We start from the raw sequence: 26382 nt of genomic DNA, 5'->3' as shown, positions 1-26382 counted from the left end.
AGCGCACTCGAAGAGTAAGAGAATATTTATGCCAACAACAAAAGATTTGTCTCATCTCCTACCCTCTGTGATTGAGGTTGCTCGCTCTGCAGGCCAACTCATCTTAGAGATCTACGAAAAGAAAGATTACGAAGAGTTCACCAAGAGTGACGACACACCAGTCACCAGTGCCGATCTGGCAGCGCATAAGCTGATCTCGAAAAAGCTCAGTGAGCTCACGCCAGATATCCCGGTGTTATCCGAAGAAGCCGCTGATATTAGCCTAGAGAAACGCGCGCAATGGGATCGTTACTGGTTAGTAGACCCATTAGATGGAACGCAGGAGTTCATCGCAAGAAGTGGTGACTTCGCGACAATTATCGCCCTAATTGAGCATAACAAGCCGGTAATGGGTGTGGTATATGCGCCTGTTTCTGGTGTGAGCTATTACGCTTACAGCGGCAAAGGGGCTTGGAAGATCCCAGACCTTAATGACAGCGTTAAAATCAAAACGCACCGTCACGAGCTGCCAAACCAATCTATAGCAATGGCGATCAGCCGCCGCCAAGATATCAACCGCATCACGAGCCGCATGAGCTCGGCATGGAACTATGACTTGGTGCCTCTTGGCTCTGCCGCACTAAAAGCATGTTTAGTCGCAGAAGGTGCTGTGGATTGTTATCTGCGCCTTGGACCTACTGGCGAGTGGGATACCGCAGCAACCCAGTGCATTGTTGAGGAAGCTGGCGGTCGTATCTTGAGTACTCAACTAGAGCCGCTCTCTTACAATGAAAGAGAGACCCTTGAGAACCCGAACTTCATTGTACTTGGTGATGCAGACTTACCTTGGGCTGAGATCCTACAAGGCAAAGACTAAAACAACTTAGCCTCATAACAATCTGATATTCAAATAAAATGGGCACCTCAGTGAGGTGCCCATTTTTTTATCTTGCTCTCGGATAACTAGCGGATACGAGATCAAAAGAAGCTATCTGACTAGAAGCGCCCTTGATAGCTGAACTGGTACTTACCTTGGCTATCCGGGTTGCCTAGCCACTTTAGCTGACTCTGCATGGCTGGCGGGAACTCTGCCCCCGGTTTAAACCATGCCGCCGAGGTGTAGCTTTGATTAGGCGTGACACTCGCAGAGAATTCGCTATCCACTTGGTCGCTCTTCTGAGTACCTTTGGCTGCAATAGTATTGTCTTCACAGGTAATGTCGGCAATCACAGGGCCTAGATCTAACGACCCCACAGGTGAGTCAACGGCAGCACCAGACCAAGCAAGCGTACCTTCGCCCGATTGGCACCAAGGCTGAGTATGAACCGCATGTTTGATCGTCAGTTCTACTTGTCCACCAATAGAAACCGGCACTGGAATGGTTGGGGCATACTTCATCACGTTCGCAGCGGGCATTGATGCGACTAAGTTTTCCGCATACGCGCCACTCATGCTGTACCCAACACGCCCTTTTCCTGACAAGTTCATGTCGCTATTGCGACCAAAACGAACCGCTAGTTCAGCTTTAGCTTGGAACAGTTTAGAGAACTGGAAGTCCCACTGTACTGAGCCGTAATTAACACGCTGCCACACGATATTGTTGGCACGACCTTGCCAAACCGTCCCTTCAACACCTTCAATGTTCAATCCACGAACAACAGGTGCATGCTTGAGAGCAAATGAGGCCGGTAAGTGCAGTAACAGGCTAACCGAGAAAAAGACAATAAAGATGCCACCAAAGAGCAAACCTAACTTCAAAGATACACCGCGTTTCACATTAACCTCGTTTAAACTGTAGTCGGTTGACGTCAATAACCCCAGGGCTATCAGAACGATCAATGTCCATGAACTCAACCTCAACACCCTGCTTTTCTTTCAGGTATGTTAGCCAATCTACGAACTGATTAAAGGGTACAGGTTTAACCCAGACTTGCAGCATCTCGCCACGTGGCTGTACACGAATTAACTCAATCTTAAAACGACGCATAGAAGCAGGTACGGATTGGTTCAAAGGCTGACTAGCACTGATGCCGCCACTGCCTCGCAGTTCAACCACTTCATTGGCTTTATTGGTGACCCAAGCCAGCAGTTGCTTCTCACTCTGAATACGGCTTTGTGCGAGTTCAGCTCGCTGACTGAGTGGTTGTATTAGCCCCCAATAAACCACACCTACCACCAATAAAATTGAACAGCCGATAACTAATCGCTGCTCTCTTTGACTTATTGAAGTCCACCACGCTTGGAGTGGCTCAATCATATTTCTCATCACTGATCTCCTTGCGCAGGTTACTGACGGGGTTTAAGAGTAAAGCTGCCAAACACGGCATCGCCATTACGATTCAATGGCCCTTGCTCAACGGTAAACTTCTCTTCGAGCTTCACTCTCGCGGTCTCAAAATGTTGGAAGTCAGAGCTTTTAGCCTGTAGTCGAACCTCTGAGCGGTTGCCATCGTAGCGAATGCTTTCGACTTCAATGGATTTCACCTGTCCTAAAGTTTCTGGCAACAAGGCTAGCCAACCAAGTAAGGAGTCACCATCGCCTGAACCGCCATACTTCTTGGCTTCATCGTTCATTTGACGCTTAAGGTAGCTCACAGTTGGAATACGCTGTTTACCTGGCAATACAGTTCTAAAGATGCGCTCACTTTCCATTCGGTAAGCTTCAGCTTGCGCTTCATATTGCTGAACCTTCAACACCTGTTGAGTCACAATCACCGCCACCAGCAAACAAGCCGCAATCGCCACTTTTTGCCAAACACGCCAATATTTACTGAATGAAGATTTGGTTTTAAAGGTGCCAGTCAGTAAATTCACGCTGCTTGTGATCGCTTGTTGGCTCAGTAGAGACATCACCAACTCAGCAGGCTTAGCTTGCCACTCCACTCCACTTTGCTGCTGAACGTCGTCGCTCGGCATTGAGGTGTAACTGAAGATCGTCGCTGGCTTTTCTTCGTCATCAACGACAACCCAATCACTTTGCAAAAACATTGGGAGCCATGCTTCACTGATTGATACAGCTTGGTAGTTGCCTTGACGCAATAACCAATGCTGGTCTATCTGCAACGCACTGATGCCTTGTTCTTCCAAAGGCACAGCTAACGTGTCTGGCAGTACCTTGCGGAAGACAATATTGGCTTCACGGAACTGCTCTAACGCTTGTTTTAACCATTCACGTTCAACACCACACACGGTCGCATGAGTAGCGTCTTTATCTAAAATAGTCAGATGTAAGTCTTCGATATCTTGTGCAACTTCGTCTTCTAACAAAAACGGCAGCATAGAATCGAACTGGCGAGCAGCACCTTTCGGGATCTCAACACGCTTAATTAAGCATTCATTTCCCGGCAATAAAGCGATGCAGCTGCGCTTTTCAGCGTAGGGCGTTAACTCATCAAGCTGCTCCCAGCTAGACAATTCGCCACTTGCTATCACTTCTTGTTGGCTTGTCGACCAAACTAACCACTGCACAGGGCTTTGTGGTTCGCTACTCAGTCGAACGGTCAGAAACTCGCTCACTGATTCCTCCAAAACGACGGCGTACTACCGTCACTGTTTCTCGATTACTACTATAGAAAAGCGTCCGTATACGCACACGTGACTGCTCAACTAATACCTCTGCATCTAGCTCAAAATAGGCGCTATCTACAGTTAAATATGCTTTGGCTTTTTTGCTGACTTCGCCACTGACACCAGCAATGGCAGACTCTTGCATAAAAGCATCCACCGTATCCCAACCATCAAATGGACGTTTGTCTATCAGCTGTTTCGCATCCGATTCACTTAAGCCCGGAGCAAACATCGCTTCCAATAGTGGCGCTTGTTTTTCCGTTAGTGTATTCACGTTCAAACGGAAATCATCGCTCGGTAGAGCACAAACAAATGGGCGAACCTTATTCATCACCTCACCCGTGACTTGATAAACCGCTCGTAGCTCTGATTCGTCTGCCATTAAGCCATTAGCTGCCAAATAAGATGGCTTCATCGCCTCATAAGTACTGTCTTCTACGCCAGCGGAAGAGATTGCTCGAGTATCGCTATCAACAAACTCCCAGCTTGAATGCGCGATAACCTCGGCTTGATAAGGCTCTACATCTTGGTTTTCCAATAAGGTTTGCCAAACTGTCACTAAATAAGGTGTCTGGTTGCTTGAAGTCGTCGCTATGCCAGCTAGCGCATTAAGATTAAAACACGCCTGAGCATCAACGATACGTCCCTTCACTTGGCCATAATCAAGTGGGTACACTTGTTCTTCTAACGCCCACGGCTGGCTTAAGTTTACGGTATCACTGTCTTTGTAGCTTTGCCTAATACCATCTTGCACAAGCGCTTCTACGCCAATACTGTACCAATAGGCCTGTTGGTAGTTCAGCTGGTTACCAACGCGTTTAAACTGAGTAAACAGACGCTCAGACATACTGCCAGCAATGGTTGCCATGATCGCCAGTAGCATCAAAATAATGATCAGCGCGACACCACGTTGTTTGCGGCCGAAAGCCGAACTTGTCGCTACAAGCTTGTTAGGTCGATGAATCATTATTCCCCTCACTACTGCCTGAAGAGTCACTGCTTGAAGAATCATCAGCCTGATCTAGGGTCCCTCCGGGAGTAAGATAAACACGTTCTATCTCACCATAATCTTTCAGTGTCAGCTTAAGTCTCACCGCTTTAGGCAGTGATTTGTCGGTTTGCCACTCTTTGCCCCAGCGACTCCCATCATAAAACTCGATTTCAAAGCCTTCTACATCATCAAGCAGCGGAGTAATCACACCCTCTTGGCCTGCAGGAGTATCGGGATAACGCCACCATACACGCTCAAGCGTTTCCTCTTTGATGCGGTAGCCAACCTTGGTGACTTCTCCGCGAGGAAACTGTTGTTGTGGGTTATGCCAACCAAGGCGAGTAAACACGATACCAATGCTATCGGAGTCCAATAAATACTCTTTCACTATAACCAGCTTAGATGATGCTTCTTCACCATTAGTACGAAATTGTCGTACTGCCATCTGGCGAAAATCATTATCTAAAATGACCAAACTACGTTGCAGTTGATTCAAACGGGCACTGCGCTCGATTGATAACTCATTGCTGCGCTGAACCTGATTCACGACTTGATAGGCCGCCATGCTCAACGTGGCAAAGATAGCGATCGAGACCAAGACTTCAATTAAGGTAAAACCTCTCCCTTTTGAAGATAGACCTTGCTTACGAGGCACTCGTTTCTTAACGGACATGCTCTTACTTAGCGACTTGCTGTTAGTTAGCGAGCTGTTCTTAACTAACAACACGCTCTTAGTTGACCACATAGCTTCGCACCGTAATGACTGGAGACGCTTGCTTACTGGTTGCTGCACTCACATCAAACGCCTTTAATAAATCGTCGCTGGTATCAATCGGTGTCACCTTCCAGAACCACTCTCTTCCCGCTAACTCTTGCGTACCCTGTGCTTTTTTAAGCTTCTCAGGGTGCAGCATCACCAAGGCCATTTGATTATCAACAACCATAGCGGCGAAGGTTTTTTCTTCGAGATAACTGAGTGTATTGATGTGCTGGGTTACGGCACGAATCACACTGATCGCTGCGGTTGCGAAAATAGCGAGTGCCACTAACACCTCAAGCAGAGTCATTCCTCGAGAACCAAGAGTCATACCACGAGAGCGATAAGGAGAACGGTTATTCCTCTTCATCTTCTTCTCCCGGTTCAAGCAATCGAATAACACCATTGTCTAACACGCGAACACGCCAACCATCCTGTACTGTGTCACCCGTATTTGGGTAGAAAGAAAGCGTAAAAGGTGTGGTTTCAGCACTCGACAAGATGTAGATCTTCGGTGGCTTCGGTTTCTTTTCCTCTTCAAGATCAGCAAACATATCTTCATCAAATAAGCTTCCCGGATTAAAAAGGCGATCGTCGTCTTCCCAAGCGCCACCGCCGAGTGTCAGCGTCAGTGCGAGGTCTTCTGGCAATTCAGTTGAAGAAGGGATCTTTTCGAACTCAGTTTCTTGCCAACCATCAGACTTAAGCGTCATCAGAACATAAGTCGATTTCTTTTCATCAACACGAACGCCAAAATCCAAACCACTCAAGATAGCTTCTTCATTGAGTAGCTGAACTCGCTGATAAAAACTTTGAGCGTATTTTTTGGCAACATCTTTACTATTGGTAGGAATGGTCGCGATAACCGCGACCGCCGTTACTGACAGTAATACCAGTACCAAAAGAATCTCAATCAAGGTGAAACCTGGCTGTGTTTGCTTAGTTTTCACCTTTAGACTCCATCTGTTTATGTCCTACCATCAATAACGAATCAAACAACAATAACGCATCAAGCAACAAGCCTAGGCTTATTGAAAGTCTTGCATGTTCCAGTTGCCGATATCCGCAGCAATACCTTCACCACCTTCTTGGCCATCAGCACCAAGCGTAAAGATATCAATAGTGCCGTTATCACCAGGGCTTAGGTATTGGTACTCGTTGCCCCATGGGTCGTTAGGTAGACGCTTGATGTAGCCACCGTCGCGGTAGTTACGAGGCTCTGGGCTGCTTGGCTTAGAAACCAGTGCATCAAGACCTTGATCCGTTGTTGGGTAAACGCTGTTGTCCAGTTTGTACATATCCAGCGCGTTCTCTAGCGCCACGATATCAGTGATGGCTTTTTGTTGGTCAGCCTTCTCTTTGTTACCTAATAGGTTAGGTACAACAAAGCTCGCCAATACGCCAAGGATAACCACAACAACCATCACTTCTAATAGGGTAAAGCCTGATTGTTTCTTCATTTTATTTTTCATTATTTTCTCCAAATTACAGACCGCGAGTTGAAGGTAATGATGTCCTTCTTCTCGATAATCCAAAAACTAACGTTTGATGAGCAATACGTTAACCGCTCATTAAATTGTTCATTTCAAGCATCGGCATTAGAGTCGCCATCACAATAAACAGCACTAAGCCTGCCATCAAAGCGATAAGGGCAGGGGTAAATATGCCTAGGGCGATATTCACGGTCGACTCAAAACTTTGGTCTTGGTTATCAGCCGCTCTTGTCAGCATCTGTTCCAATTGACCACTCTGCTCACCACTGGCAATCATATGCAGCATCATCGGTGGAAAGAGTTTGGTTTGATCCAAAGCTTTACGCAGGCTCGCGCCTTCTCTGACACTATCCGATGCTTGTAATACTTGTTGCTTCACATGGTGATTCGACATTACGTCAACCGCGACCTTCATCCCTTCAAGGATAGGAATCGCACTCGAGGTACAAATAGAAAGTGTTCGTGCAAAACGAGAGGTATTGATCCCTTTTGCTATCTTGCCGATAAGCGGAATGCTCAATAATTTGCGATCCCAACTCATGCGAACGCCCGGCTTTTTCAGCGCGGTCTTAACCAGAACAATCACAGCAATGATTAACAACAGTAATTGGATGCCCCAATTCTGGATAAATTCACTCGATGCTAATAAAAATTGTGTCGATTGAGGCAGCTCTTGGCCCATTTGGATAATAGGCTCGACGATTTTAGGTACCACGGTTGCCAACAGGAACGAAACAATCGTCACCGCAAACACCACCAGCACCACTGGGTAGATCATCGCTTGTAGGAGTTTAGAACGCATCTTCTGACGATTTTCTGCGTAATCGGCCAATCGCTCCAATACCGCATCCAAGTGCCCCGATTTCTCACCCGCCGCCACCATGGCTCTAAATAGCTCATCGAAGATGTGTGGGTAATCAGACAGGCTGTCGGCTAGCGAGTAGCCTTCAGTTACCTTAGAGCGAACCGCCAATAGCATGGTTCGAATACGTGGCTTTTCAGATTGCTCAGCAACTGCCTTCAAGCACTCTTCTAGAGGCATACCCGATTGAACAAGCGTTGATATTTGACGAGTAATCAAGGCAAGATCAGGCGTGCTGATGCCACGCTTAAAGCTAGTCGAAGGTTGCGCACCTTTAGCCGTTTTTGCTTTGGCTTCGGTCATCTCAACCGGCATTAAGCCTTGCTCTTTTAAGCGCTGGCGAGCCTGACGAGCGTTATCCGCCTCAATCGAGCCCTTTTTGCTTTTACCTTTAGCATCCAGCGCTTTGTATTCAAATGCCGCCATACTAGACTTCCTTGGTCACGCGCATCACTTCCTCTAGGGACGTTACCCCTTTCAGAACTTTGCTCAAGCCATCCTCTCGAATACTTGGGGTTGTGCCACGAATTGCTTTCTCGATCGCTTGTTCGCCAGCCTCGCTGTGAATCAGTTCTTGCACGGATTCATCAACCATCAGAAGCTCATGAATACCAGTACGACCTCGGTAACCTTTGTGGCTACAGTGCTCACACCCTTTGGCATGGTAAAGCGTCAGGCTGTCTTTCTTCTTCAGTCCAAACAGCTTCTTCTGCTCTTTGTCTGCTTCGTAAGGTTCTTTACAGTCGTTACACAAGGTACGAACCAAGCGCTGCGCCAACACACCAAGCAGTGAAGAGGAGATAAGGAAGGGTTCAATACCCATATCACGCAGACGCGTAATCGCACCTACCGCGGTATTGGTATGGAGAGTCGACATTACTAAGTGACCCGTCAAAGAGGCTTGAACGGCAATCTCAGCGGTTTCTAAATCACGGATCTCACCAATCATAACCACATCGGGATCTTGACGAAGAATCGCACGCAAACCACGAGCAAAGGTCATATCAACCTTAGGGTTCACTTGTGTTTGACCAATGCCATCGATATCGAATTCGATTGGATCTTCAACGGTAAGGATGTTGCGTTCGTTACTGTTGAGCTCTTGCAGGCCAGCATACAAGGTCGTAGATTTACCCGAACCTGTAGGGCCGGTAACCAAGATAATGCCATGCGGGCGTTGAATCAGTTTACGGAAGTTTTCGTGGTTCTCTGCCGTCATACCCAAACTGTGCAAGTCTAGACGAGTCGCGTTCTTATCCAACAGACGCATTACCACGCGTTCACCGTGTGATGAAGGCATGGTAGACACACGAACATCGACCGCTCGACCACCGATACGCAGAGAAATACGACCATCTTGTGGTACGCGTTTTTCAGCAATATCCAGCTTAGCCATAACCTTGACACGTGAAACCAATAACGGAGCCAGTTTACGGCTCGGCGCAAGAACATCACGCAACACACCATCAATACGGAAACGGATAGACAATGACTTCTCAAAGGTTTCGATATGAATATCCGAAGCGCCTTCTTTGATCGCCTCACCTAGCATCGCGTTGATGAGCTTGATGATTGGCGCATCGTCTTCTGACTCGAGCAGATCTTCATCTTGTGGCAGCTCTTCAGCTAGCGAGAAGAAGTCGTCGTTATCAGCACCAATGTCTTCCATTAGCTGACGCGCTTCCGACGAGTCACGCTGATAAGCATCGGTCAGCTTTTTATCAAATTCGTCTGCGCTGATCGCTTGTGGCGTGAAGCCATTTTTCACCACACGGCTGACTTCAATGATCGCCGCCGATTTCAGAGGCTCTACATAATAAAGTACAGGCGCGCGCTCTGGATGTTGATATTCCAACACCATCTTGTAGCGATTCGCAAAGCTAAACGGCAAGCGCTGATAAGTACGTGCCGCCCCTACCAATTCAGCCATTATTCTGTTTCCATTTGATCGATGAAGGCTTGGATTTCAGCCGGGTGATTCATATCGGCACCAAATTTAGGCAGTACCGGGATGTTATCGTCATCAAGCAATTTCAAACCTTGTTCTGCTTTGTACAACTGCTCTGCTCGGATGAAGTTGTATTTACGCTGAGTGATACCATCCGCCGTCATGCCATCGCGAATGATGGTTGGCTTGATGAATACCATTAGGTTCTTTTTCTCAACCTGAGTACTGGTTGATTTGAACAAGTGCCCAAGCACAGGAATATCACCTAAGAATGGCACCTTAGACTCACTCTCTAATGCACGCTCGTCAATCAAGCCACCAAGTACCAGCATTTGACCATCTTGAACAATCACCGACGTATTCAATTGACGCTTAGCAAAACGCACATCAACCGCACCATTCGCGCCCAGTACGTTTGATACTTCTTGTTCAATATTCAGCTGAACCGAATCGCCTTCGTTGATTTGTGGAACAACCTTCAGCTTGATACCCACTTCTTTACGTTCAACCGTTTGGAATGGATTGTCGTTGCTTGAACCTGCAGTCGAACCTGTCAAAACAGGCACCTCTTCACCCACAATGAACGACGCTTCGCCGTTATCCATTACTGTAATACTTGGAGAAGATAGGATGTTTGAGTTTGAATCGGTCGCTACCGCACTGATCAGTGCAGTCCAGTCACCCATCACCACACTCATAGCCGCGCCATTAACACCAGAAAGAGCTGACGCTAGTGTTGAATAGTCACCCTTTTCAGTAGTCGTCTCATTACGTTGGAAGTTACCATCAGAGTCGTAGACTGCAGTAGTCGTTTCAGTGTCTTTGGCTTCTTCCAGACCAACCATTACACCACCGATCGATGCACCTGTGTTGCCGTATTGAATCACAGCACCAGTATCAAGGTTACCCCATTGCACACCAAGGTTGATGCCGTCACCTTCAGCCATTTCGACAATTAAGGCTTCAATCAATACTTGGGCACGACGAATATCTAGCTGAGCGATCACATCTTGCAGCGCGTTCATGATATCTGGTTGGGCAGTAATAACTAACGAGTTGGTATCACTGTGTGCAGAGATCATCACTTGGTTACGTTGCGATGAGCTGCCTTTAGTTGATGACTGCTTCTCTGATTGCAGGTTGTCCGACACACCTTTCAATACATCAACCAAATCTTCAGCTTTCGCATACTTAAGGTAGATAACTTGGTTGTTACCCTTAGTAGCCATTTCAACATCAAGTTGCTCGATAAGCTTTCTTAGACGGCTACGAACCTTAGGGTCACCTGAGATAAGGATTGCGTTAGTACGCTCATCAGCAACCAATTTAGGTTGAAGGAAGGCAGGTGTGTTCTTTGCGTCTGTGGTTTTATTCAATGCATCAACAATGCGCACCATCTCAGCTGCTGAAGCATTCTTTAGCTCAACAACTTCAATTTCTTTGTCACCCGCTTGGTCAACACGCTTGATGATTTCAGCTAAGCGATTTACTACCGCCGCTCGGCCTGTAATAAGGATGATGTTTGCAGGGTCGTAGTGCACAACGTTACCCGCGCCTGCATTGTCGTTCAGTTGACGCAGCAGAGGAGAAAGTTCACGAACCGACACATTACGCACCGTCACAACTCGTGTCACGACGCTATCGCCGTTGATTGAGTCACGGTCACCGACTACTGGAATTGCCGATGTTTTAGAGTCTTTGGCTTTGATGATCTTCAGAACACCCGAGTCCATTTCAACGACCGCATAGCCGTACACCTCTAAAACGTTTAAGAAGAAACTGTAATATTGTTCTTCATTAAGGACATCGTAGCTACGTACATCGATTTTCCCGCGCACCGATGGGTCAACGATGATCGTCTTCTCTAGGTTACGACCAACGATATTAATAAACTCTTGAATATCAGTGCCCTTAAAGCTGGCACTAAAATCACTAGCGATGGCTGCGGGTGTGCAGATTAAGCTTCCTGCCAGTAACCATGCACTTTTCTTAAACCAATGCTTCACGTACTTCTCCTACACTTTCGTCCTTCGTTAGACGCAAAGTTTTAAAATTCAATAAACACTTCATGTTGTTGCCCATCTCGCTCAACGACGAGGTTTAGCTCTGTTAGCTCTGAGATGGTACGGAATATGTTGCCCATAGCGGCGGGGTCTGTCAGGTCTTGCCCATTTAACTGAGTGGCAATATCTCCGTTTTGGAGCCCAACAGAGTTAAAAAGTTCTGAATCTTTGCCAGGGCTCACACGATAACCAATAACACTATCGTCGCGCTTCACCTGAGACAGGCGAACATATTGGAAGATTTGTTGCGGATCTTTCATTATCTTCGCTTTAATTTCATCCAACTTCTCTTCTGCAGAAGCGGGGTTATTACCACGAACAGATGAAGAAGCGCGAGGTGGCGCAGGGGCTGATACCGCTAGACGCTTGTACTCGATACCTTCAAGCATCAAGGTTTCATCACGACCTGAGTTATCAATGATCACGCGATCCACTAACACGGCTTTGAGCTTAGCTCTGGTGCCTTCTATCTCTTCGTTAATTCCGTAGGTTGCTTGCGTGCCGCGATTAGCAATCACAGCTAAGCTTAATTTGGGATTCGAACTGGCAACCGCACCCACCAATACTAGGTTCAATCGCGTCTTTGGTGCATCTTGGATCACTTGTTGCTCAACCACTGGAGCCGTAGTTGGGTTATAGGCACCAAAAAGGTTACTCTTCTGCAAAGATGAGATATCAAGGGTCGATTGAGGTGCAGAAGACGATGAAGCGGTTGCTTTCCAAGGCACGACTGTTTGCTCGGCAGGTTCGATAAACCATGCAAGCTGTCCTAAAATCCATGCAGAAGCTGCAATCAACACACAACACGTAGCTAGGCTCAGTTTCTGCTGAAGTACAAATCCATTATCTAATAAGCGGCTCAACACAGGAGAATTTCCTATGCTATTTTTGAGCTCTAAAAAGTTCACTTTCCTTGCCCCTTTTCATGACGACAAACGCTGCAAATCATTAAACTTTCAGCTTTTTTATTCATTCGTTCGATACCGAGCTTATTTAAGCATAAGATCCTGAACTATATCATAGCAAATCGATAAATCGGCATAACATGGCTATTTTGTAATATGACTTGAAAAAAATGCCAACCGCCTCCACTTAAAGCTTCTACTTAATGTGATAAGCATCATCAAAAACATGTTGCGCACTGTTCATTACAGTTAAACCGCATTCATTTCTCACTTAATAAGGCACAGCCCTATATGAAAACTGCTAGTGAAGCTGTCAGACTCGATAAATGGTTGTGGGCAGCACGCTTTTACAAAACCCGGTCGATTGCTCGCAACATGGTCGATGGTGGCAAAGTCCACTATAATGGTCAGCGCAGCAAGCCAAGTAAAATAGTCGAACTTGGGGCAGTAATTACACTGCGTCAAGGTAATGAAGAAAAGACGGTGACTATCGAGAAAATCTCTGCCCATCGTGGTGGAGCTCCGATCGCTCAAACCCTCTATGAAGAAACCACCGAGAGCTTGGTAAAAAGAGAAGAGTTTGCAAAACAGCGCAAACTGAATGCTCATAACCCAGCTCCAGAGCGTCGCCCTGATAAGAAGCAACGTCGTGACATCATCAAGTTCAAGCATCAATAAGCTAGAAGGAATAGCCAAATGGCAGACCCAATGTCTACAAGTAATGTTTTAAATCGCTACCTATTTGAGGATCTATCAGTACGTGGTGAATTGGTACAAATGGATGAAGCGTACCAACAGATTATTTCTAGCAAGGAATACCCAGCACCCGTGCAAAAACTACTGGGTGAGCTATTGGTTTCAACTACGCTACTGACTGCGACCCTAAAGTTTGAAGGTTCGATCACTATGCAATTGCAAGGTGACGGCCCAGTATCTCTAGCAGTTATTAATGGCGATCACGATCAGAAGATTCGTGGTGTTGCTCGCTTTGAAGGCGATATCGCTGACGACGCTGGTCTGCACGATCTTATGGGTAAAGGCCACCTAGTGATCACTATCGATCCTAAGAAAGGTGAGCGTTACCAAGGTATCGTTGGTCTTGAAGGCGACACTCTTGCTGAAGTACTTGAAGGTTACTTCGCTAACTCTGAGCAGCTTAAGACTCGTCTATGGCTACGTACTGGCGAGCACGAAGACAAAGCACACGCTGCAGGTATGTTGCTGCAAGTTATGCCTGACGGCACTGGCACACCAGACGACTTCGAGCACCTAGAGCAGCTAACAGACACAGTGAAAAACGAAGAGCTGTTCACTCTAGAAGCCAACGAACTGCTTTACCGTTTGTACAACCAAGAGAAAGTACAGCTGTTCACACCGCAACCGGTTGAGTTCTTCTGTGGTTGCTCTCGCGATCGCAGCGCGGCGGCTATCATTACCGTTGCTCAAGAAGAGATCTACGACATCCTAAGTACAGAAGGTAGCGTTGCTCTGCACTGTGATTACTGTGGCACAAACTACTCGTTCGACAAGAACGATGTTGATGCTTTGTACGCAGAAGCAGCAGATAAAGGCAGCAATACGGTTCATTAATTTACGGCGTACCAAAAACACGTAATTTACCCCAAAAAGGTCAGCACTCAGCTGGCTTTTTTTGTGATCAAAATAGCGCAAACTCCTTAACATTTCGTAATAAAATCACCGCTTAATTTTAATCAATTAATAATGTTCTCGCCCCTAGCGCAAAGGTTTGCGTACAGGATAGACTAGTTGGGCCAATATGTGACGAGACGCTTAAAACCCCAAGGTTAATATGGATATTTTTTGAGCTGTATCCCTGTTTCCCCCGAGTCTCGTTGCTAGCATGGTGAGCAGATAACAATAAAAAATTAATACAAAATCCCTACAAAATATCCTACAAGGAGCACCTATGACCGTTATGGAACATACTAAGGCTGCACAAATTGATCTAACTAAGCACGGACTGACTGGCGTTACTGAAGTTCTTCGTAATCCTAGCTACGAGCAGTTATTCGTTGAAGAAACACTGCCAGGTTTGGAAGGCTACGAAAAAGGCGTAGTAACGGAACTAGGCTCTGTTGCGGTTGACACTGGTATCTTTACTGGCCGCTCACCAAAAGATAAGTACATTGTTAAAGATGACACGACCCGCGATACCATGTGGTGGTCAGATCAAGGCAAAAATGACAACAAACCGATTACAACTGAAGTATGGAATGAGCTGAAAGAGCTTGTGACAACTCAGCTATCTGGCAAGCGCCTGTTTGTCATTGACGGTTATTGTGGTGCTAACCCAGATACGCGCTTAAGTGTACGTATTATCACTGAAGTAGCGTGGCAAGCGCACTTCGTTAAGAACATGTTCATTCGTCCAACTGACGAAGAACTGGCAACGTTCGAACCTGATTTCGTGGTAATGAACGGTGCTAAAACAACCAACCCTAACTGGGAAAAACAGGGTCTAAACTCTGAAAACTTCGTTGCTTTCAACCTAACAGAGCGTGTTCAAATCATCGGTGGTACTTGGTACGGCGGTGAGATGAAGAAAGGCATGTTCGCAATGATGAACTACCTACTGCCTCTACAAGGCATAGCTTCAATGCACTGTAGTGCAAACGTAGGCGAGAAAGGCGATGTAGCCATCTTCTTCGGCCTATCGGGTACAGGTAAAACAACCCTATCTACCGATCCTAAGCGTGAGCTAATCGGTGATGATGAGCACGGTTGGGACAACGACGGTATCTTCAACTTTGAAGGTGGCTGTTACGCGAAGACCATTCGTCTATCTAAAGAAGCAGAACCAGAAATCTACAACGCTATCCGCCGTGATGCACTGCTAGAAAACGTAACGGTTCGTGGCGATGGCTCTATTGATTTTGATGACGGTTCTAAAACTGAAAACACTCGTGTTTCTTACCCGATCCACCACATCGACAACATCGTTAAACCAGTATCAAAAGCAGGTCATGCTCAAAAGGTTATCTTCCTGACTGCTGATGCATTTGGTGTACTACCACCAGTTTCTAAGCTGACCCCAGAACAAACGAAGTACCACTTCCTATCTGGCTTCACAGCGAAACTAGCCGGTACAGAGCGTGGTATTACTGAACCAACGCCAACGTTCTCTGCGGCATTTGGTGCGGCGTTCCTTACTCTTCACCCAACTCAGTACGCTGAAGTACTTGTGAAGCGCATGGAAGCAGCTGGCGCTGAAGCGTACCTAGTAAACACAGGTTGGAACGGAACTGGCAAACGTATCTCTATCCAAGATACGCGTGGCATCATCGACGCAATCCTAGATGGCTCTATCGACAAGGCTGATACTAAGGTTATCCCTATGTTCAACCTAGAAGTGCCACTAGCGCTACACGATGTTGACCCAGCGATTCTTGACCCACGCGACACGTACACTGACCCGCTACAATGGGAAAGCAAAGCGAAAGATCTAGCAGAACGCTTCATCAACAACTTTGACAAGTACACAGACAACGCTGAAGGTAAGTCACTGGTTGCAGCTGGTCCTCAACTGGACTAATCCAACCATCTGCTCGGGCTTAGTCAAAAGCGAACGCCCAATTTAAAATGATATTTTTGTAGCAAGCCCCTCTTTTGAGGGGCTTTTTTGTTGATGCTTGACCCTTTTTGTTCCACTCTGTTTTAAGACTATTGAGATTTAAGGCTTTCAGGGAATGAAAAAGGTATTCATGGTGTTTGGCATTGTGTTGGCTATCGCCGTTGCGGTGATCGCAGCGTTGCTATTAAGCCTACAAACTCAATACCGCGCCGATGTTGCTAACTTTTTTATCAAGCATACGATTGAACAACCGGTGCTCATTGAAGATGTTGAGTATCAGGCGCCTTATCACATCACCTTGATGGGCATCACCCAAAGCCAATCTGAAAAACACCCCCCTCTGTATATCGACAAGGCCGACATCTGGTTCAGCCCAGACTCTCTTCTTGATGCTAAGCTGGTTTTGGACTCTGTATTGATCAGCGGCCTGCAGTTAGAAGCCGACGATCTGGACACACTCACATCAGTGTTTACCCAACCAAACCTCAAGCTCCGTCAGCTAGCGCTCAATAACCTAGATTTCTCGACTCCAGACTTTAATGCACGAGGCATCGACCTGCAGATCGCAGACCCCGTCTGGGATAACCAAAACTCACTACTACCCTATGGCAAAACCCAACTTTCAGCCTCGCAGTTATATTGGCAAGGCGAAGCCTTCGATAATCTGTTGATTGACCTAGACCTCAAACCGAGTGACAGCACCCTTTATGGCGCTTCCTTTGATTGGCGTGGTACCAAGATTTCTGGGCAAGCTGAACAATATCAACATGACTGGTCATTGGTGAATGTGACGATTGATGGCTTGCGATTAAATGAAGAACAAACTCAAAGCCTATTGAACAAAGAATGGGATGTGGCAGGCATTCAGATCAACCACATCAACAGCTTAGATATTCTGCGTAGCGACATAGAGTGGAAAGATGGTCACCTTGCAGCCTTTGATGCCTCACTAGAAAATATCCAATTGCCTTTTGAACTGTGGAAGCAACAGAAAGCAATTTTCTCTCTGCAAGCTGAAGGCGTCACCTTAGACAATGATCAATTCATCGACCCAAGCCTTAAGCTGAACCTAAACCCCAACCAAATTTTGGTTGAAGACTTCTATACACAATTCCTGCAAGGCAGTATTCAGCTAAATGGTAAAGTTACCCCTACTGCTATTGATTTGGCACAGCTTGATCTTCAAGGCATCAAGTGGATTACCGAAAGCCAAGACAATCATCTACCCGCCGCACGACTAATACCTTGGCTTACAGAGCTTCAACAAGCCTCTATAGACCGACTTAATGTAGAGCGAACCCAACTCATTCAACTCGCAGAGAAACCTTACTGGCAGGTATCAGGGCTGCATGTCGAAGGGCATCACGTTCAACTACTGCAAAATAGAAAGCTAGGTTTATGGCAAGGCAAATTGATGGCCAGCGCCAACGATGCCAGCTACCAAAGTATCCTCAGCGCCCAACCTGTGGTTGAAATGAATAGTGAACAAGGAAAGTGGACACTGACACGCCTGTTTATGCCATTAAAGAATGGTTATGTTGAAGCCAATGCAACACTCGACTTTAACCAAATAAGCAAACCGTGGAGTATAGATATATCTGCCGATGGCTTGCCTATCTCTCCAATGCTGCAACAACTGGAATTACCGCTTGATGCTACCGGTTATGGTGAATTCGAACTTCAAGCTGCAGGTTTGTATGGTGACTCACTTATGCTTGGCTATTCGACCACAGGTCAACTCAAAGGCAGCGTTCGCCAAGGAGTGATGACCTTTAACGATAAGCTTTCCGAAACATCAACAGATAACGTGTTTGAAATCCCAGAGCTCAATGCGAATTTTGACCGTGGTCGCTTCACGCTCGAACCAATGCACATTATTGGTGCATCAGCAGCAGAGCAAGGCGAAAAAAGGGTTCAAACACTCAATGGTAAGATTTCTGGAGAGCTCGACTTGCTTAAAGCCGAGCAACACACGCTTTCTATTACTCTGTCCGACCAATGCAATCAAATCTCAGGAAAGCTCGACCAAGCTGAATATTCAGAGATTAATGACTGCCAACAAAAAAGCGCAACTCCTCAGGAGTAGCGCTTTCAATCAATAACTCAACCTTCCATTAAGCAAGCGTTCATCAAGCAATAGTGACGTTATTCACTCACCTTGCTATCAGTCGATAGGATTTTCTTGTAGTCAGGGATCAGCATATAGGTTCCGGTAAACTCTACCGCTTCCACATCGCCACTATGAATGGTCACATGAATAATGATACGCGCCTTTCTGCCTGATGCTAGGCGATCCAAGTCACCACTGATACCGTCTAAAGAAGTAGAGGCGACAGGGTTTTGCTCGACCGGATGGCGATAACGAATATTACTGTCTGCGAGAACGATATCGCCGGTTAGGCCGCGCTCTTTCATCAGTAACCATGTCATCCCCCAACCCGTTAAGGTTGCCAGCGTAAAAGCTGAACCTGCAAACATGGTGTTGTGCGGGTTCAGGTTTGGATTCAGTTGAGCACTACACTCAAATTGGTAACCCGTGTACTGGTTAATCTTGATGCCCATCTTGTCACTGATAGGGATCTGATGCTCCCAGCGCTGCTGCAGTTCATTACACCATTCTGGTTTGCGCAGTACGTCTGCCATTGGGTCAAGGTGCTTAACCATCTGTTGGTGACGCACAGGACCACGCTGGTCATTAATCTCACCACGACGTTCAAAATCATTCTTCTCGTAGAATGAGATCGCATCTTCGCGTGCATTACACACCAAACGCTTAGCACCTTCTTGACGCGCCAGCGACTCTAGGGCGACCAAAATCAGTGAGCCCATGCCTTTGCTACGACGAGAGTTCTTAACCGCCATGTAGCGGATCTGACCTTCGAGATCGGGAGTGATATAAAGACGGCCGATCGCCATTGGACGACCTCGACCATCGACAATCATGCGATGGTGACTCATGCCATCATATTCATCACGCTCAGAACCTACAGGCATTCGCCATGGTTCGCGCAACATTTGCCAACGAAAATGGTAATACTTGTTTAGTTGATTTTCGGTGGTTGGAGTTATGAGTTTAAACATGCTTATTCCTTTAAGCCTAAACCTGCAGCCAGAATGTTACTGGGCCATCATTGACCAAAGACACTTTCATGTCGGCTGCGAATCGGCCACGTTCCGTTGGCAACACTGATTCACATTGGTCAGAAAAATAGTTGTAAAGACGTTCTGCATCTTCTGGGTGAGCACCGCGAGAAAAGCCTGCTCGTGTGCCTTTCTTGGTATCGGCTGGCAGAGTGAATTGAGATACCACTAATACCTTGCCTTCTACCTGCTTCACGTTGAGGTTCATTTTATCGTCTTCATCTCCAAAGACACGATAAGTGGTCACTCGTTCCATCAAACGTTTGGCTTTGGCTTCGTCATCACCTTTTTCTACGCCTAACAGAACTAATAAGCCTTGCTCAATCTCACCAACTACTTCGCCATCAACACGGACGGCAGCTTCACTTACTCTCTGGATCAGTGCTATCACTGTTGTTTCCTTGCTCTGTGATTTTGTCGTTATCCGAAGAGTGTACCATTTCTTGCGTGTCACTCCACTGTTCGTGCTCACCGAGCGCTGCCGTCACCTCAGCACCAACCAATACGATCAGCCAACACAAATACACCCAGACAAAAAGAATCGGAATCGCCGCCAAAGCACCATAGATCAGCTGATAAGAAGGGAATTGAGTAATGTAGGCCGCAAAGCCTTTCTTACTGAGTTCGAACAACAGAGCCGCAACCAGAGAGCCTGCCGCTGCATGAGAAAAATGTATCTTTTTGTTGGGAACCAACAAGTACAAACCGAAGAACGCAAAGAAAGAGAGAATCAAAGGAAGTTTGCGAATCACGGTATTAAAAGCGCCAGATACCACTTCATTTTGTAGCAGACTGAGCGATGTCACATACGAAGTAGCCGCAATGCTCGCCCCAACCAAGATAGGCCCAAGTGTTAGCACCATCCAGTACATAGAGAAAGACAGTACCGCACGTCGCTTCTCAGTAACACGCCAGATGTAGTTTAGGTTCTTATCGATGTTAGAGATCAGCATCAGTGCTGCTATAAATAAGAACACACTACCGACCGCCGTCATCTTACCCGTGTTAGCAACAAACTCGAGCAAGGCACCATGCACCGCATCTCCTGACGCTGGAACAAAGTTGGTAATGACGAAGTTTTGAATCACGATACCAACATCAGCAAAGATAGAGAATGACGATAAGATAGAGAGCAGAACCGTCAACATCGGTACGATTGAGAGCAAAGTAATGTACGCCAAGTACCCCGCATTCACATTGACTCTATCGTGCGTCATTCGCGCCAAAAGATAGCGAGAAAAATGAATGCTGAGTGTGCCGACCTTTTTTATCTTCAACTTGTAACTCCCTTGTAACTCGTTCATAGTCCTAATTATTATTCCGACATATCAATCACAGTGAATAAATGTTCAAAAATAGCGTAGGAAAAAGGCTAGAGAACAAGGCAGCTTTTTTGATAAGTAGTTATTCTACAATCAAAAACTCTAACGCCGTTATCGAGCATTTTAACAAGCTAGGTTGAGCGGATATTTACTACGATTGATATTATTTAACTATAGGAAACTAGGATGCCTTATTTAATAGTTATAGTCCTCTCTATTTTTACTCTTACTGGATGCCAGTCAGCTTATTACTCCGCAATGGAGCAAGTGGGTTACCACAAACGCGACATTATGGTCGACAGAGTAGAAGACGCGAAAGAGTCACAGCAGGATGCTCAGGAAGAGTTTACCAGCGCACTTGAAGCGCTCAGCAGCCTGACTAACTTCAGTGGCGGCGACCTAGAAGACATGTACAACCAAATCAATGACAAATACCAAGACAGCGAAAAAGCCGCTCAAAATGTCAGTGATCGTATTGCTGCAATTGAAGATGTGTCGGATGCACTATTTGAAGAGTGGCAGGGAGAGTTAGACCTCTACACCAGTGACTCACTGCGTCGCTCAAGCGAACAAAAACTGCGCGAGACTCAATCCTCTTACAAGACCATGTTGTCAGCTATGAAGCGTGCTGAGAAGAAAATGGATCCGGTTCTCAATACCCTTCGAGACAACACGCTTTACTTAAAGCATAACCTCAATGCGAGCGCGGTTGGCTCTTTGCAAGGTGAGTTTATGAGCTTAGAAAAAGACATCGCCTACGCGATTAAGCAGATGAATGCTGCCATCGCAGAATCGGATAAATTCCTAGCTCAACTGAACCAGAAATAACGTCATTAGAAACGAATCAAGATAAGCCCGTATGAACCCAATCATTATTACTGGCGGCCCTGGCGCCGGAAAGACCACACTAATTAATGCCTTGGGAGATGCGGGCTACCCAACCTTCGCAGAGTCCTCTCGTCAGTTAATAGAACAGCAGAGTCAACTTGAAGACGGCATCTTGCCTTGGTTAGATCTTCCGGGCTTTGCTCAGCTATGTTTAGGTGTAATGAGCGAGCAGAAAGAGCAAGCGAGGCAGCACCCGATTGCGTTCCTCGATCGTGCCATTCCCGACATTTGTGGCTATTTGGCTCAGGCGAAACTAGAGATAGATGCGACCTATCGAGAAGCAAGCCAAGGCTACCACTCACAAGTCTTGTTCTGCCGCCCAGAGGCTTCGATTTATGTGCAAGATGAAGTGCGACCTTATCCCTTTGAAGAAGCGTTAGAGATTCACTACACGCTGGTCAAAATCTATCAGGAGCTAGGTTATGAGGTGGTTGAAGTGCCATTTATGTCGGTAGCAGAGCGAGTGCAATTCGTTGAAAGCCACCTAGGAATCAAAATCTAGATTCCAGATATTTCATTCCTCAATTCTGGAATGACGATTCGATGACAGGAATGGATAAAAGATAGCGGGCACCGAAGATACTTACCCTCTTAGTATCTGGCTATCTCCAGTCTAAACACACTCTTCGTATCACGCATCTCGTCTAACTCGTGCTAAACAAACTTCCGTAATTCCCTACAGCGAGGCACGAGCGTGATAAAGAATATCTTCCATGCCGTAAAAAGATTCCTGATATCTCGTTCCTGGATTCTGGAAGGACGATTCGCTAAATAGATATCGAACATGCTCTTCGCATCCCGTCTACTCGAATCTAAACAAACTAAAAAACAAAAGCCCCGAGCAGCTAGGCTACTCGGGGCTTTCTTATTTACTTAGCTAGAAGCTAGTCAACTGGCAATTAAGCCTTAGCTGGACGTGCTGCGCGCTTACGTTCGTTTTCAGTAAGAAGCTTCTTACGGATACGAATGCTTTCTGGCGTTACTTCTACTAGTTCGTCTTCGTCGATGAACTCAAGAGCTTGCTCTAGAGTGTGACGGATAGGTGGCGAAAGAACCTGTGCTTCATCAGTACCAGATGCACGAACGTTCGTTAGCTGCTTACCTTTCAGACAGTTTACTGTTAGGTCGTTTGAACGGTTGTGAATACCGATGATTTGACCTTCGTATACTTCATCCGCGTGCTCAGCAAATAGACGACCACGTTCTTGTAGGTTGAATAGTGCGTAAGTCAGAGCTTTACCAGTAGCGTTCGAGATAAGAACACCGTTGTTACGTTGACCGATTACGCCGCCTTTGTGAGGACCGTAGTGATCAAATGAGTGGTAAAGAAGACCAGAACCAGACGTTAGAGTTAGGAACTCAGTTTGGAAACCGATAAGACCACGAGAAGGCATCATGAAGTCCATGCGAACACGGCCTTTGCCATCTGGAGACATATCAGTTAGCTCACCTTTACGTAGACCGATGTTTTCCATGATGCCACCTTGGTGCTCTTCAAGCACGTCGATAGTCACAGTTTCAAACGGTTCAGTTAGGTTGCCATCTTCGTCTTTCTTGATGATAACTTCTGGACGAGATACAGCTAGCTCGAAGCCTTCACGACGCATGTTTTCGATCAGGATAGATAGGTGAAGTTCACCACGACCTGAAACACGGAAGCGATCTGGGTTATCAGTTTCTTCAACACGTAGTGCAACGTTGTGTACTAGTTCTTTTTCTAGACGCTCAAGAATGTTACGTGAAGTAACGAACTTACCTTCTTTACCCGCGAACGGAGAAGTGTTTACTTGGAACGTCATTGTTACTGTTGGTTCGTCAACAGAAAGCGGAGTCATTGCTTCAACATTGTTTTGGTCACAGATAGTGTCTGAAATCTTCAGCTCACCAAGACCAGTGATTGCAATGATGTCGCCAGCGTTAGCTTGCTCAACTTCGTGACGGTCAAGACCTAGGTAACCAAGAACTGTACCTACTTTACCGTTACGCTTCTTACCGTCAGAACCAACGATAGTTACTTGTTGGTTTGGCTTAACAGAACCACGTGTAACACGAGCAACACCGATAACACCTACGTAAGAGCTGTAATCAAGTTGCGAAATTTGCATTTGTAGAGGACCGTCAAGGTCAACTGCAGGCGCGTCTACTGTATCAACAACAGCTTGGAACAATGGTTCCATGTCTGTACCAGTTTCGCCTTCTTCCATTGTTGCCCAACCGTTTAGAGCTGAAGCGTAAACAACTGTGAAGTCTAGTTGCTCATCAGTAGCACCTAGGTTGTCGAAAAGGTCGAATACTTGATCCATAACCCAATCAGGACGAGCGCCTGGGCGGTCAATCTTGTTGATTACAACGATTGGCTTAAGACCGTGTGCGAATGCTTTTTGCGTTACGAAACGAGTTTGAGGCATTGGGCCGTCAACTGCGTCAACGATAAGCAGAACAGAGTCAACCATAGACATGATACGCTCAACTTCACCACCGAAGTCCGCGTGTCCCGGAGTATCTACGATGTTGATGCGGTAATCATTCCAGTTGATTGCTGTGTTCTTAGCAAGAATGGTAATGCCACGCTCTTTTTCGATGTCATTCGAATCCATGACACGCTCTTCAGCTTCACCACGAGACTCAAGAGTGCCTGACTGTTGTAGCAGTTTATCAACCAAAGTCGTTTTACCGTGGTCAACGTGCGCGATGATCGCGATATTTCTTAACTTATCAATCTGTGGAGTAGACATGGATTCTCGATTCACTCATAAAAGTAGCCGTCACTTATCTCAAAAGTTTGGATAATAACCGCTAGCTTGATTTAAAAAACGGTCAATAATATACCAGATTCTAGACAAAAACCCAGAAATATGTGATCTGAACCAAGGCTTTTTTCTTAGTTAGCGATTCATATCCTCTTAACTTTGATTCAGTACAGTGTTGGGTAGCCCGATTCGTAGGATTCTAAAAAAGCATCACGCGCGAGTCACAAGCCAAATCTCCGGCAAAATGACAAAAGTGGATTGACAACTTAGGCAATTCATTGCTGAATGGTGTTCGCTTATTGTCTCATATTGGTGCACAGACAAACGATTGCACCAATAAAGTGCAATCAGAGATCATTTTGGTGCAAAAAGTAGATTAAGCAAAACTTAAAAACAGTTAAATCATTGAAATTAATGGAATAATTTTTTTGGCACGTTTTTGGCTATAGATAAATCAGCATCGATTAATGCACTTATAGACATTAATCAATGCTAGTTTCAACCGAATCGAGCTAATACCGAATTAATAACACTGGAGGTTATCCAAGATGTCAGTAGAAAATGTACTATCCCTGATCCAAGAGAACGAAGTTAAATTTATCGACTTACGTTTTACTGATACAAAAGGTAAAGAGCAGCATATCTCTATTCCTTCTCACCAAGTTGATGCAGACTTCTTCGAAGAAGGCAAAATGTTTGACGGCTCTTCAGTAGCTGGTTGGAAAGGCATTAACGAATCTGACATGGTAATGATGCCAGACGCAGCATCTGCTGTACTGGACCCATTCACAGAAGACGCAACGCTAAACATCCGTTGTGACATTCTTGAGCCTGCAACAATGCAAGGCTACGACCGTGACCCACGCTCTATCGCTAAACGTTCTGAAGAGTACCTACGTTCTACAGGTATCGCAGACACAGTTCTAGTTGGTCCAGAGCCAGAGTTCTTCCTATTTGATGACGTTAAGTTCTCAAACGACATGTCTGGTTCTTTCTTCAAGATCGATGACGTAGAAGCAGCTTGGAACACAGGTACTGACTTCGAAGGCGGTAACAAAGGTCACCGTCCTGGCGTTAAAGGCGGTTACTTCCCAGTAGCTCCTGTAGATTCATCTCAAGACATCCGTTCAGCAATGTGTCTAGTAATGGAAGAGATGGGCCTAGTAGTTGAAGCTCACCACCACGAAGTAGCAACTGCGGGTCAAAACGAAATCGCAACTCGCTTCAACACGCTAACAGCGAAAGCTGATGAAACTCAAATCTACAAGTACGTTGTACACAACGTTGCTCACGCATTTGGTAAAACAGCGACCTTCATGCCTAAGCCACTAGTTGGTGATAACGGTTCTGGTATGCACGTTCACCAATCTCTAGCAAAAGACGGCGTTAACCTGTTTGCTGGTGATAAGTACGGCGGCCTATCTGAAATGGCTCTTTACTACATCGGTGGTGTAATCAAACACGCTCGTGCAATCAACGCATTTGCTAACCCATCAACTAACTCGTACAAGCGTCTTGTACCTGGTTTCGAAGCACCTGTAATGCTTGCTTACTCAGCACGTAACCGTTCTGCTTCTATCCGTATCCCAGTAGTACCAAGCCCTAAAGCACGTCGTATCGAACTACGTTTTGGTGACCCAGCAGCTAACCCATACCTATGCTACTCAGCAATGCTTATGGCTGGCCTTGACGGCATCAAGAACAAGATTCACCCAGGCGAAGCTATGGATAAAGATCTATACGACCTTCCTGCAGAAGAAGCAGCTGAAATCCCAACAGTTGCAGAATCTCTACAAGAAGCTCTAGCAGCGCTTAGCGAAGACCGTGAGTTCCTAACAGCTGGCGGCGTATTCTCTGACGACTTCATCGATTCTTACATCGCTCTGAAATCTGACGACGTACAACGCGTGAACATGGCTACACACCCACTTGAGTTTGAACTGTACTACTCAGTTTAATCTCTGGTAGAGATAAGCCATTTCTTACTGCAACCTTGTAAGAATCGCTAACTAAATATTAGGCTCGCCTCGCAGGCGGGCCTTTTTTATATTCTCCCTCCCCCAGCTTCCTCGTACCATATCTTAGCCAAAAGCCCTCAGAGGCTGTCGCGCGAAATACAACAAA

The 26382-nt window shown here is 46.1% G+C and carries 24 protein-coding genes; 8 read left to right on the top strand and 16 right to left on the bottom strand.

What is annotated here, in order from left to right; all coding sequences use genetic code 11:
• Nucleotides 1–28: 28 nt before the first annotated feature.
• Nucleotides 29–856 (top strand): 3'(2'),5'-bisphosphate nucleotidase CysQ, encoded by an 828-nt coding sequence (gene cysQ / locus FLM53_RS08580; protein WP_048663063.1) that lies wholly within the window; start codon nucleotides 29–31, stop codon nucleotides 854–856.
• 119 nt (nucleotides 857–975) lie between these two features.
• On the opposite strand, the gene FLM53_RS08575 is transcribed toward cysQ, so the two are convergent.
• The 12 genes from FLM53_RS08575 to gspC all read right to left on the bottom strand — a co-directional run bounded on the left by FLM53_RS08575 (nucleotide 976) and on the right by gspC (nucleotide 12568).
• On the bottom strand, nucleotides 976–1755 hold the full coding sequence (locus tag FLM53_RS08575) for a type II secretion system protein N (RefSeq protein ID WP_176680703.1): 780 nt from the start codon (nucleotides 1753–1755) through the stop codon (nucleotides 976–978).
• Nucleotide 1756: 1 nt separating this feature from the next.
• A complete protein-coding gene (locus tag FLM53_RS08570; protein ID WP_176680702.1) occupies nucleotides 1757–2245 on the bottom strand; it encodes a type II secretion system protein M in 489 nt (162 codons plus the stop codon).
• 20 nt (nucleotides 2246–2265) lie between these two features.
• On the bottom strand, nucleotides 2266–3495 hold the full coding sequence (gene gspL / locus FLM53_RS08565) for a type II secretion system protein GspL (RefSeq protein WP_176680701.1): 1230 nt from the start codon (nucleotides 3493–3495) through the stop codon (nucleotides 2266–2268).
• Entirely contained in the window at nucleotides 3464–4513 is a 1050-nt protein-coding gene (gene gspK, locus FLM53_RS08560; protein WP_176680700.1) for a type II secretion system minor pseudopilin GspK, read from the bottom strand. The genes gspL and gspK overlap by 32 nt, the downstream gene beginning before the upstream one ends.
• Complete coding sequence (gene gspJ, locus FLM53_RS08555) at nucleotides 4497–5282, bottom strand: type II secretion system minor pseudopilin GspJ (RefSeq protein ID WP_176680699.1); 786 nt, start codon at nucleotides 5280–5282, stop codon at nucleotides 4497–4499. The genes gspK and gspJ overlap by 17 nt, the downstream gene beginning before the upstream one ends.
• Entirely contained in the window at nucleotides 5269–5664 is a 396-nt protein-coding gene (gene gspI, locus FLM53_RS08550) for a type II secretion system minor pseudopilin GspI (RefSeq protein WP_176680698.1), read from the bottom strand. Before gspI ends, gspJ begins: the two co-directional genes overlap by 14 nt.
• Complete coding sequence (gene gspH, locus FLM53_RS08545) at nucleotides 5651–6244, bottom strand: type II secretion system minor pseudopilin GspH (protein ID WP_176680697.1); 594 nt, start codon at nucleotides 6242–6244, stop codon at nucleotides 5651–5653. Before gspH ends, gspI begins: the two co-directional genes overlap by 14 nt.
• A gap of 78 nt (nucleotides 6245–6322) precedes the next feature.
• On the bottom strand, nucleotides 6323–6766 hold the full coding sequence (gspG, locus tag FLM53_RS08540) for a type II secretion system major pseudopilin GspG (RefSeq protein ID WP_004741459.1): 444 nt from the start codon (nucleotides 6764–6766) through the stop codon (nucleotides 6323–6325).
• Between the two features lie 88 nt (nucleotides 6767–6854).
• Nucleotides 6855–8075, bottom strand: a complete 1221-nt coding sequence (gene gspF, locus FLM53_RS08535) for a type II secretion system inner membrane protein GspF (protein ID WP_176680696.1) — start codon at nucleotides 8073–8075, stop codon at nucleotides 6855–6857.
• A 1-nt stretch (nucleotide 8076) separates the two neighbouring features.
• Nucleotides 8077–9579: a type II secretion system ATPase GspE gene (gspE, locus tag FLM53_RS08530; RefSeq protein ID WP_017629476.1), complete on the bottom strand. Its 1503-nt coding sequence runs from the start codon at nucleotides 9577–9579 to the stop codon at nucleotides 8077–8079.
• The gene (gene gspD / locus FLM53_RS08525; RefSeq protein ID WP_132940732.1) at nucleotides 9579–11603 is read right to left on the bottom strand and encodes a type II secretion system secretin GspD; all 2025 of its coding nucleotides are present in this window, start codon (nucleotides 11601–11603) and stop codon (nucleotides 9579–9581) included. Before gspD ends, gspE begins: the two co-directional genes overlap by 1 nt.
• Before the next feature lie 41 nt (nucleotides 11604–11644).
• Nucleotides 11645–12568, bottom strand: a complete 924-nt coding sequence (gene gspC, locus FLM53_RS08520) for a type II secretion system protein GspC (protein WP_176680695.1) — start codon at nucleotides 12566–12568, stop codon at nucleotides 11645–11647.
• Between the two features lie 288 nt (nucleotides 12569–12856).
• Between gspC and hslR the strand changes: the two genes are divergently transcribed.
• The 4 genes from hslR (at nucleotide 12857) to FLM53_RS08500 (ending at nucleotide 18243) form a co-directional block, all read left to right on the top strand.
• Nucleotides 12857–13243, top strand: coding sequence for a ribosome-associated heat shock protein Hsp15 (hslR, locus tag FLM53_RS08515; protein ID WP_176680694.1), 387 nt, complete (start codon nucleotides 12857–12859; stop codon nucleotides 13241–13243).
• A gap of 18 nt (nucleotides 13244–13261) precedes the next feature.
• Nucleotides 13262–14155 carry an Hsp33 family molecular chaperone HslO gene (gene hslO / locus FLM53_RS08510; RefSeq protein WP_176680693.1) on the top strand — a complete coding sequence of 298 codons (894 nt, stop codon included), beginning with the start codon at nucleotides 13262–13264 and terminating at the stop codon, nucleotides 14153–14155.
• A gap of 337 nt (nucleotides 14156–14492) precedes the next feature.
• The gene (pckA, locus tag FLM53_RS08505) at nucleotides 14493–16118 is read left to right on the top strand and encodes a phosphoenolpyruvate carboxykinase (ATP) (protein WP_048663054.1); all 1626 of its coding nucleotides are present in this window, start codon (nucleotides 14493–14495) and stop codon (nucleotides 16116–16118) included.
• A 154-nt stretch (nucleotides 16119–16272) separates the two neighbouring features.
• Nucleotides 16273–18243, top strand: a complete 1971-nt coding sequence (locus tag FLM53_RS08500; protein ID WP_256099345.1) for an AsmA family protein — start codon at nucleotides 16273–16275, stop codon at nucleotides 18241–18243.
• Nucleotides 18244–18302: 59 nt separating this feature from the next.
• On the opposite strand, the gene FLM53_RS08495 is transcribed toward FLM53_RS08500, so the two are convergent.
• Genes FLM53_RS08495 through FLM53_RS08485 form a run of 3 tightly spaced genes read right to left on the bottom strand, consistent with a single transcriptional unit; the run spans nucleotide 18303 to nucleotide 20602 of the window.
• A complete protein-coding gene (locus FLM53_RS08495; protein ID WP_017633229.1) occupies nucleotides 18303–19238 on the bottom strand; it encodes a bifunctional GNAT family N-acetyltransferase/hotdog fold thioesterase in 936 nt (311 codons plus the stop codon).
• A 16-nt stretch (nucleotides 19239–19254) separates the two neighbouring features.
• Nucleotides 19255–19689: a D-aminoacyl-tRNA deacylase gene (dtd, locus tag FLM53_RS08490; protein WP_004735590.1), complete on the bottom strand. Its 435-nt coding sequence runs from the start codon at nucleotides 19687–19689 to the stop codon at nucleotides 19255–19257.
• On the bottom strand, nucleotides 19661–20602 hold the full coding sequence (locus FLM53_RS08485) for a virulence factor BrkB family protein (protein ID WP_176680692.1): 942 nt from the start codon (nucleotides 20600–20602) through the stop codon (nucleotides 19661–19663). The genes dtd and FLM53_RS08485 overlap by 29 nt, the downstream gene beginning before the upstream one ends.
• Nucleotides 20603–20806: 204 nt before the next feature.
• Here FLM53_RS08485 and FLM53_RS08480 point away from each other — a divergent pair, with 204 nt between their 5' ends.
• Nucleotides 20807–21448: a DUF2959 domain-containing protein gene (locus FLM53_RS08480; RefSeq protein WP_061039846.1), complete on the top strand. Its 642-nt coding sequence runs from the start codon at nucleotides 20807–20809 to the stop codon at nucleotides 21446–21448.
• Nucleotides 21449–21479: 31 nt separating this feature from the next.
• Nucleotides 21480–22010, top strand: coding sequence for an AAA family ATPase (locus FLM53_RS08475; RefSeq protein ID WP_176680691.1), 531 nt, complete (start codon nucleotides 21480–21482; stop codon nucleotides 22008–22010).
• Nucleotides 22011–22407: 397 nt separating this feature from the next.
• On the opposite strand, the gene typA is transcribed toward FLM53_RS08475, so the two are convergent.
• Nucleotides 22408–24243, bottom strand: coding sequence for a translational GTPase TypA (gene typA, locus FLM53_RS08470; RefSeq protein WP_086711625.1), 1836 nt, complete (start codon nucleotides 24241–24243; stop codon nucleotides 22408–22410).
• Between the two features lie 563 nt (nucleotides 24244–24806).
• On the opposite strand from typA, the gene glnA reads away from it, so the two are divergent.
• Complete coding sequence (gene glnA / locus FLM53_RS08465; RefSeq protein ID WP_017631962.1) at nucleotides 24807–26216, top strand: glutamate--ammonia ligase; 1410 nt, start codon at nucleotides 24807–24809, stop codon at nucleotides 26214–26216.
• Nucleotides 26217–26382: the final 166 nt, after the last annotated feature.

This window comes from Vibrio sp. Scap24 (genome assembly GCF_013394185.1).
In the GTDB taxonomy this organism is placed as follows: domain Bacteria; phylum Pseudomonadota; class Gammaproteobacteria; order Enterobacterales; family Vibrionaceae; genus Vibrio; species Vibrio pomeroyi.
This window is presented reverse-complemented; position numbering and strand designations above follow the sequence as displayed.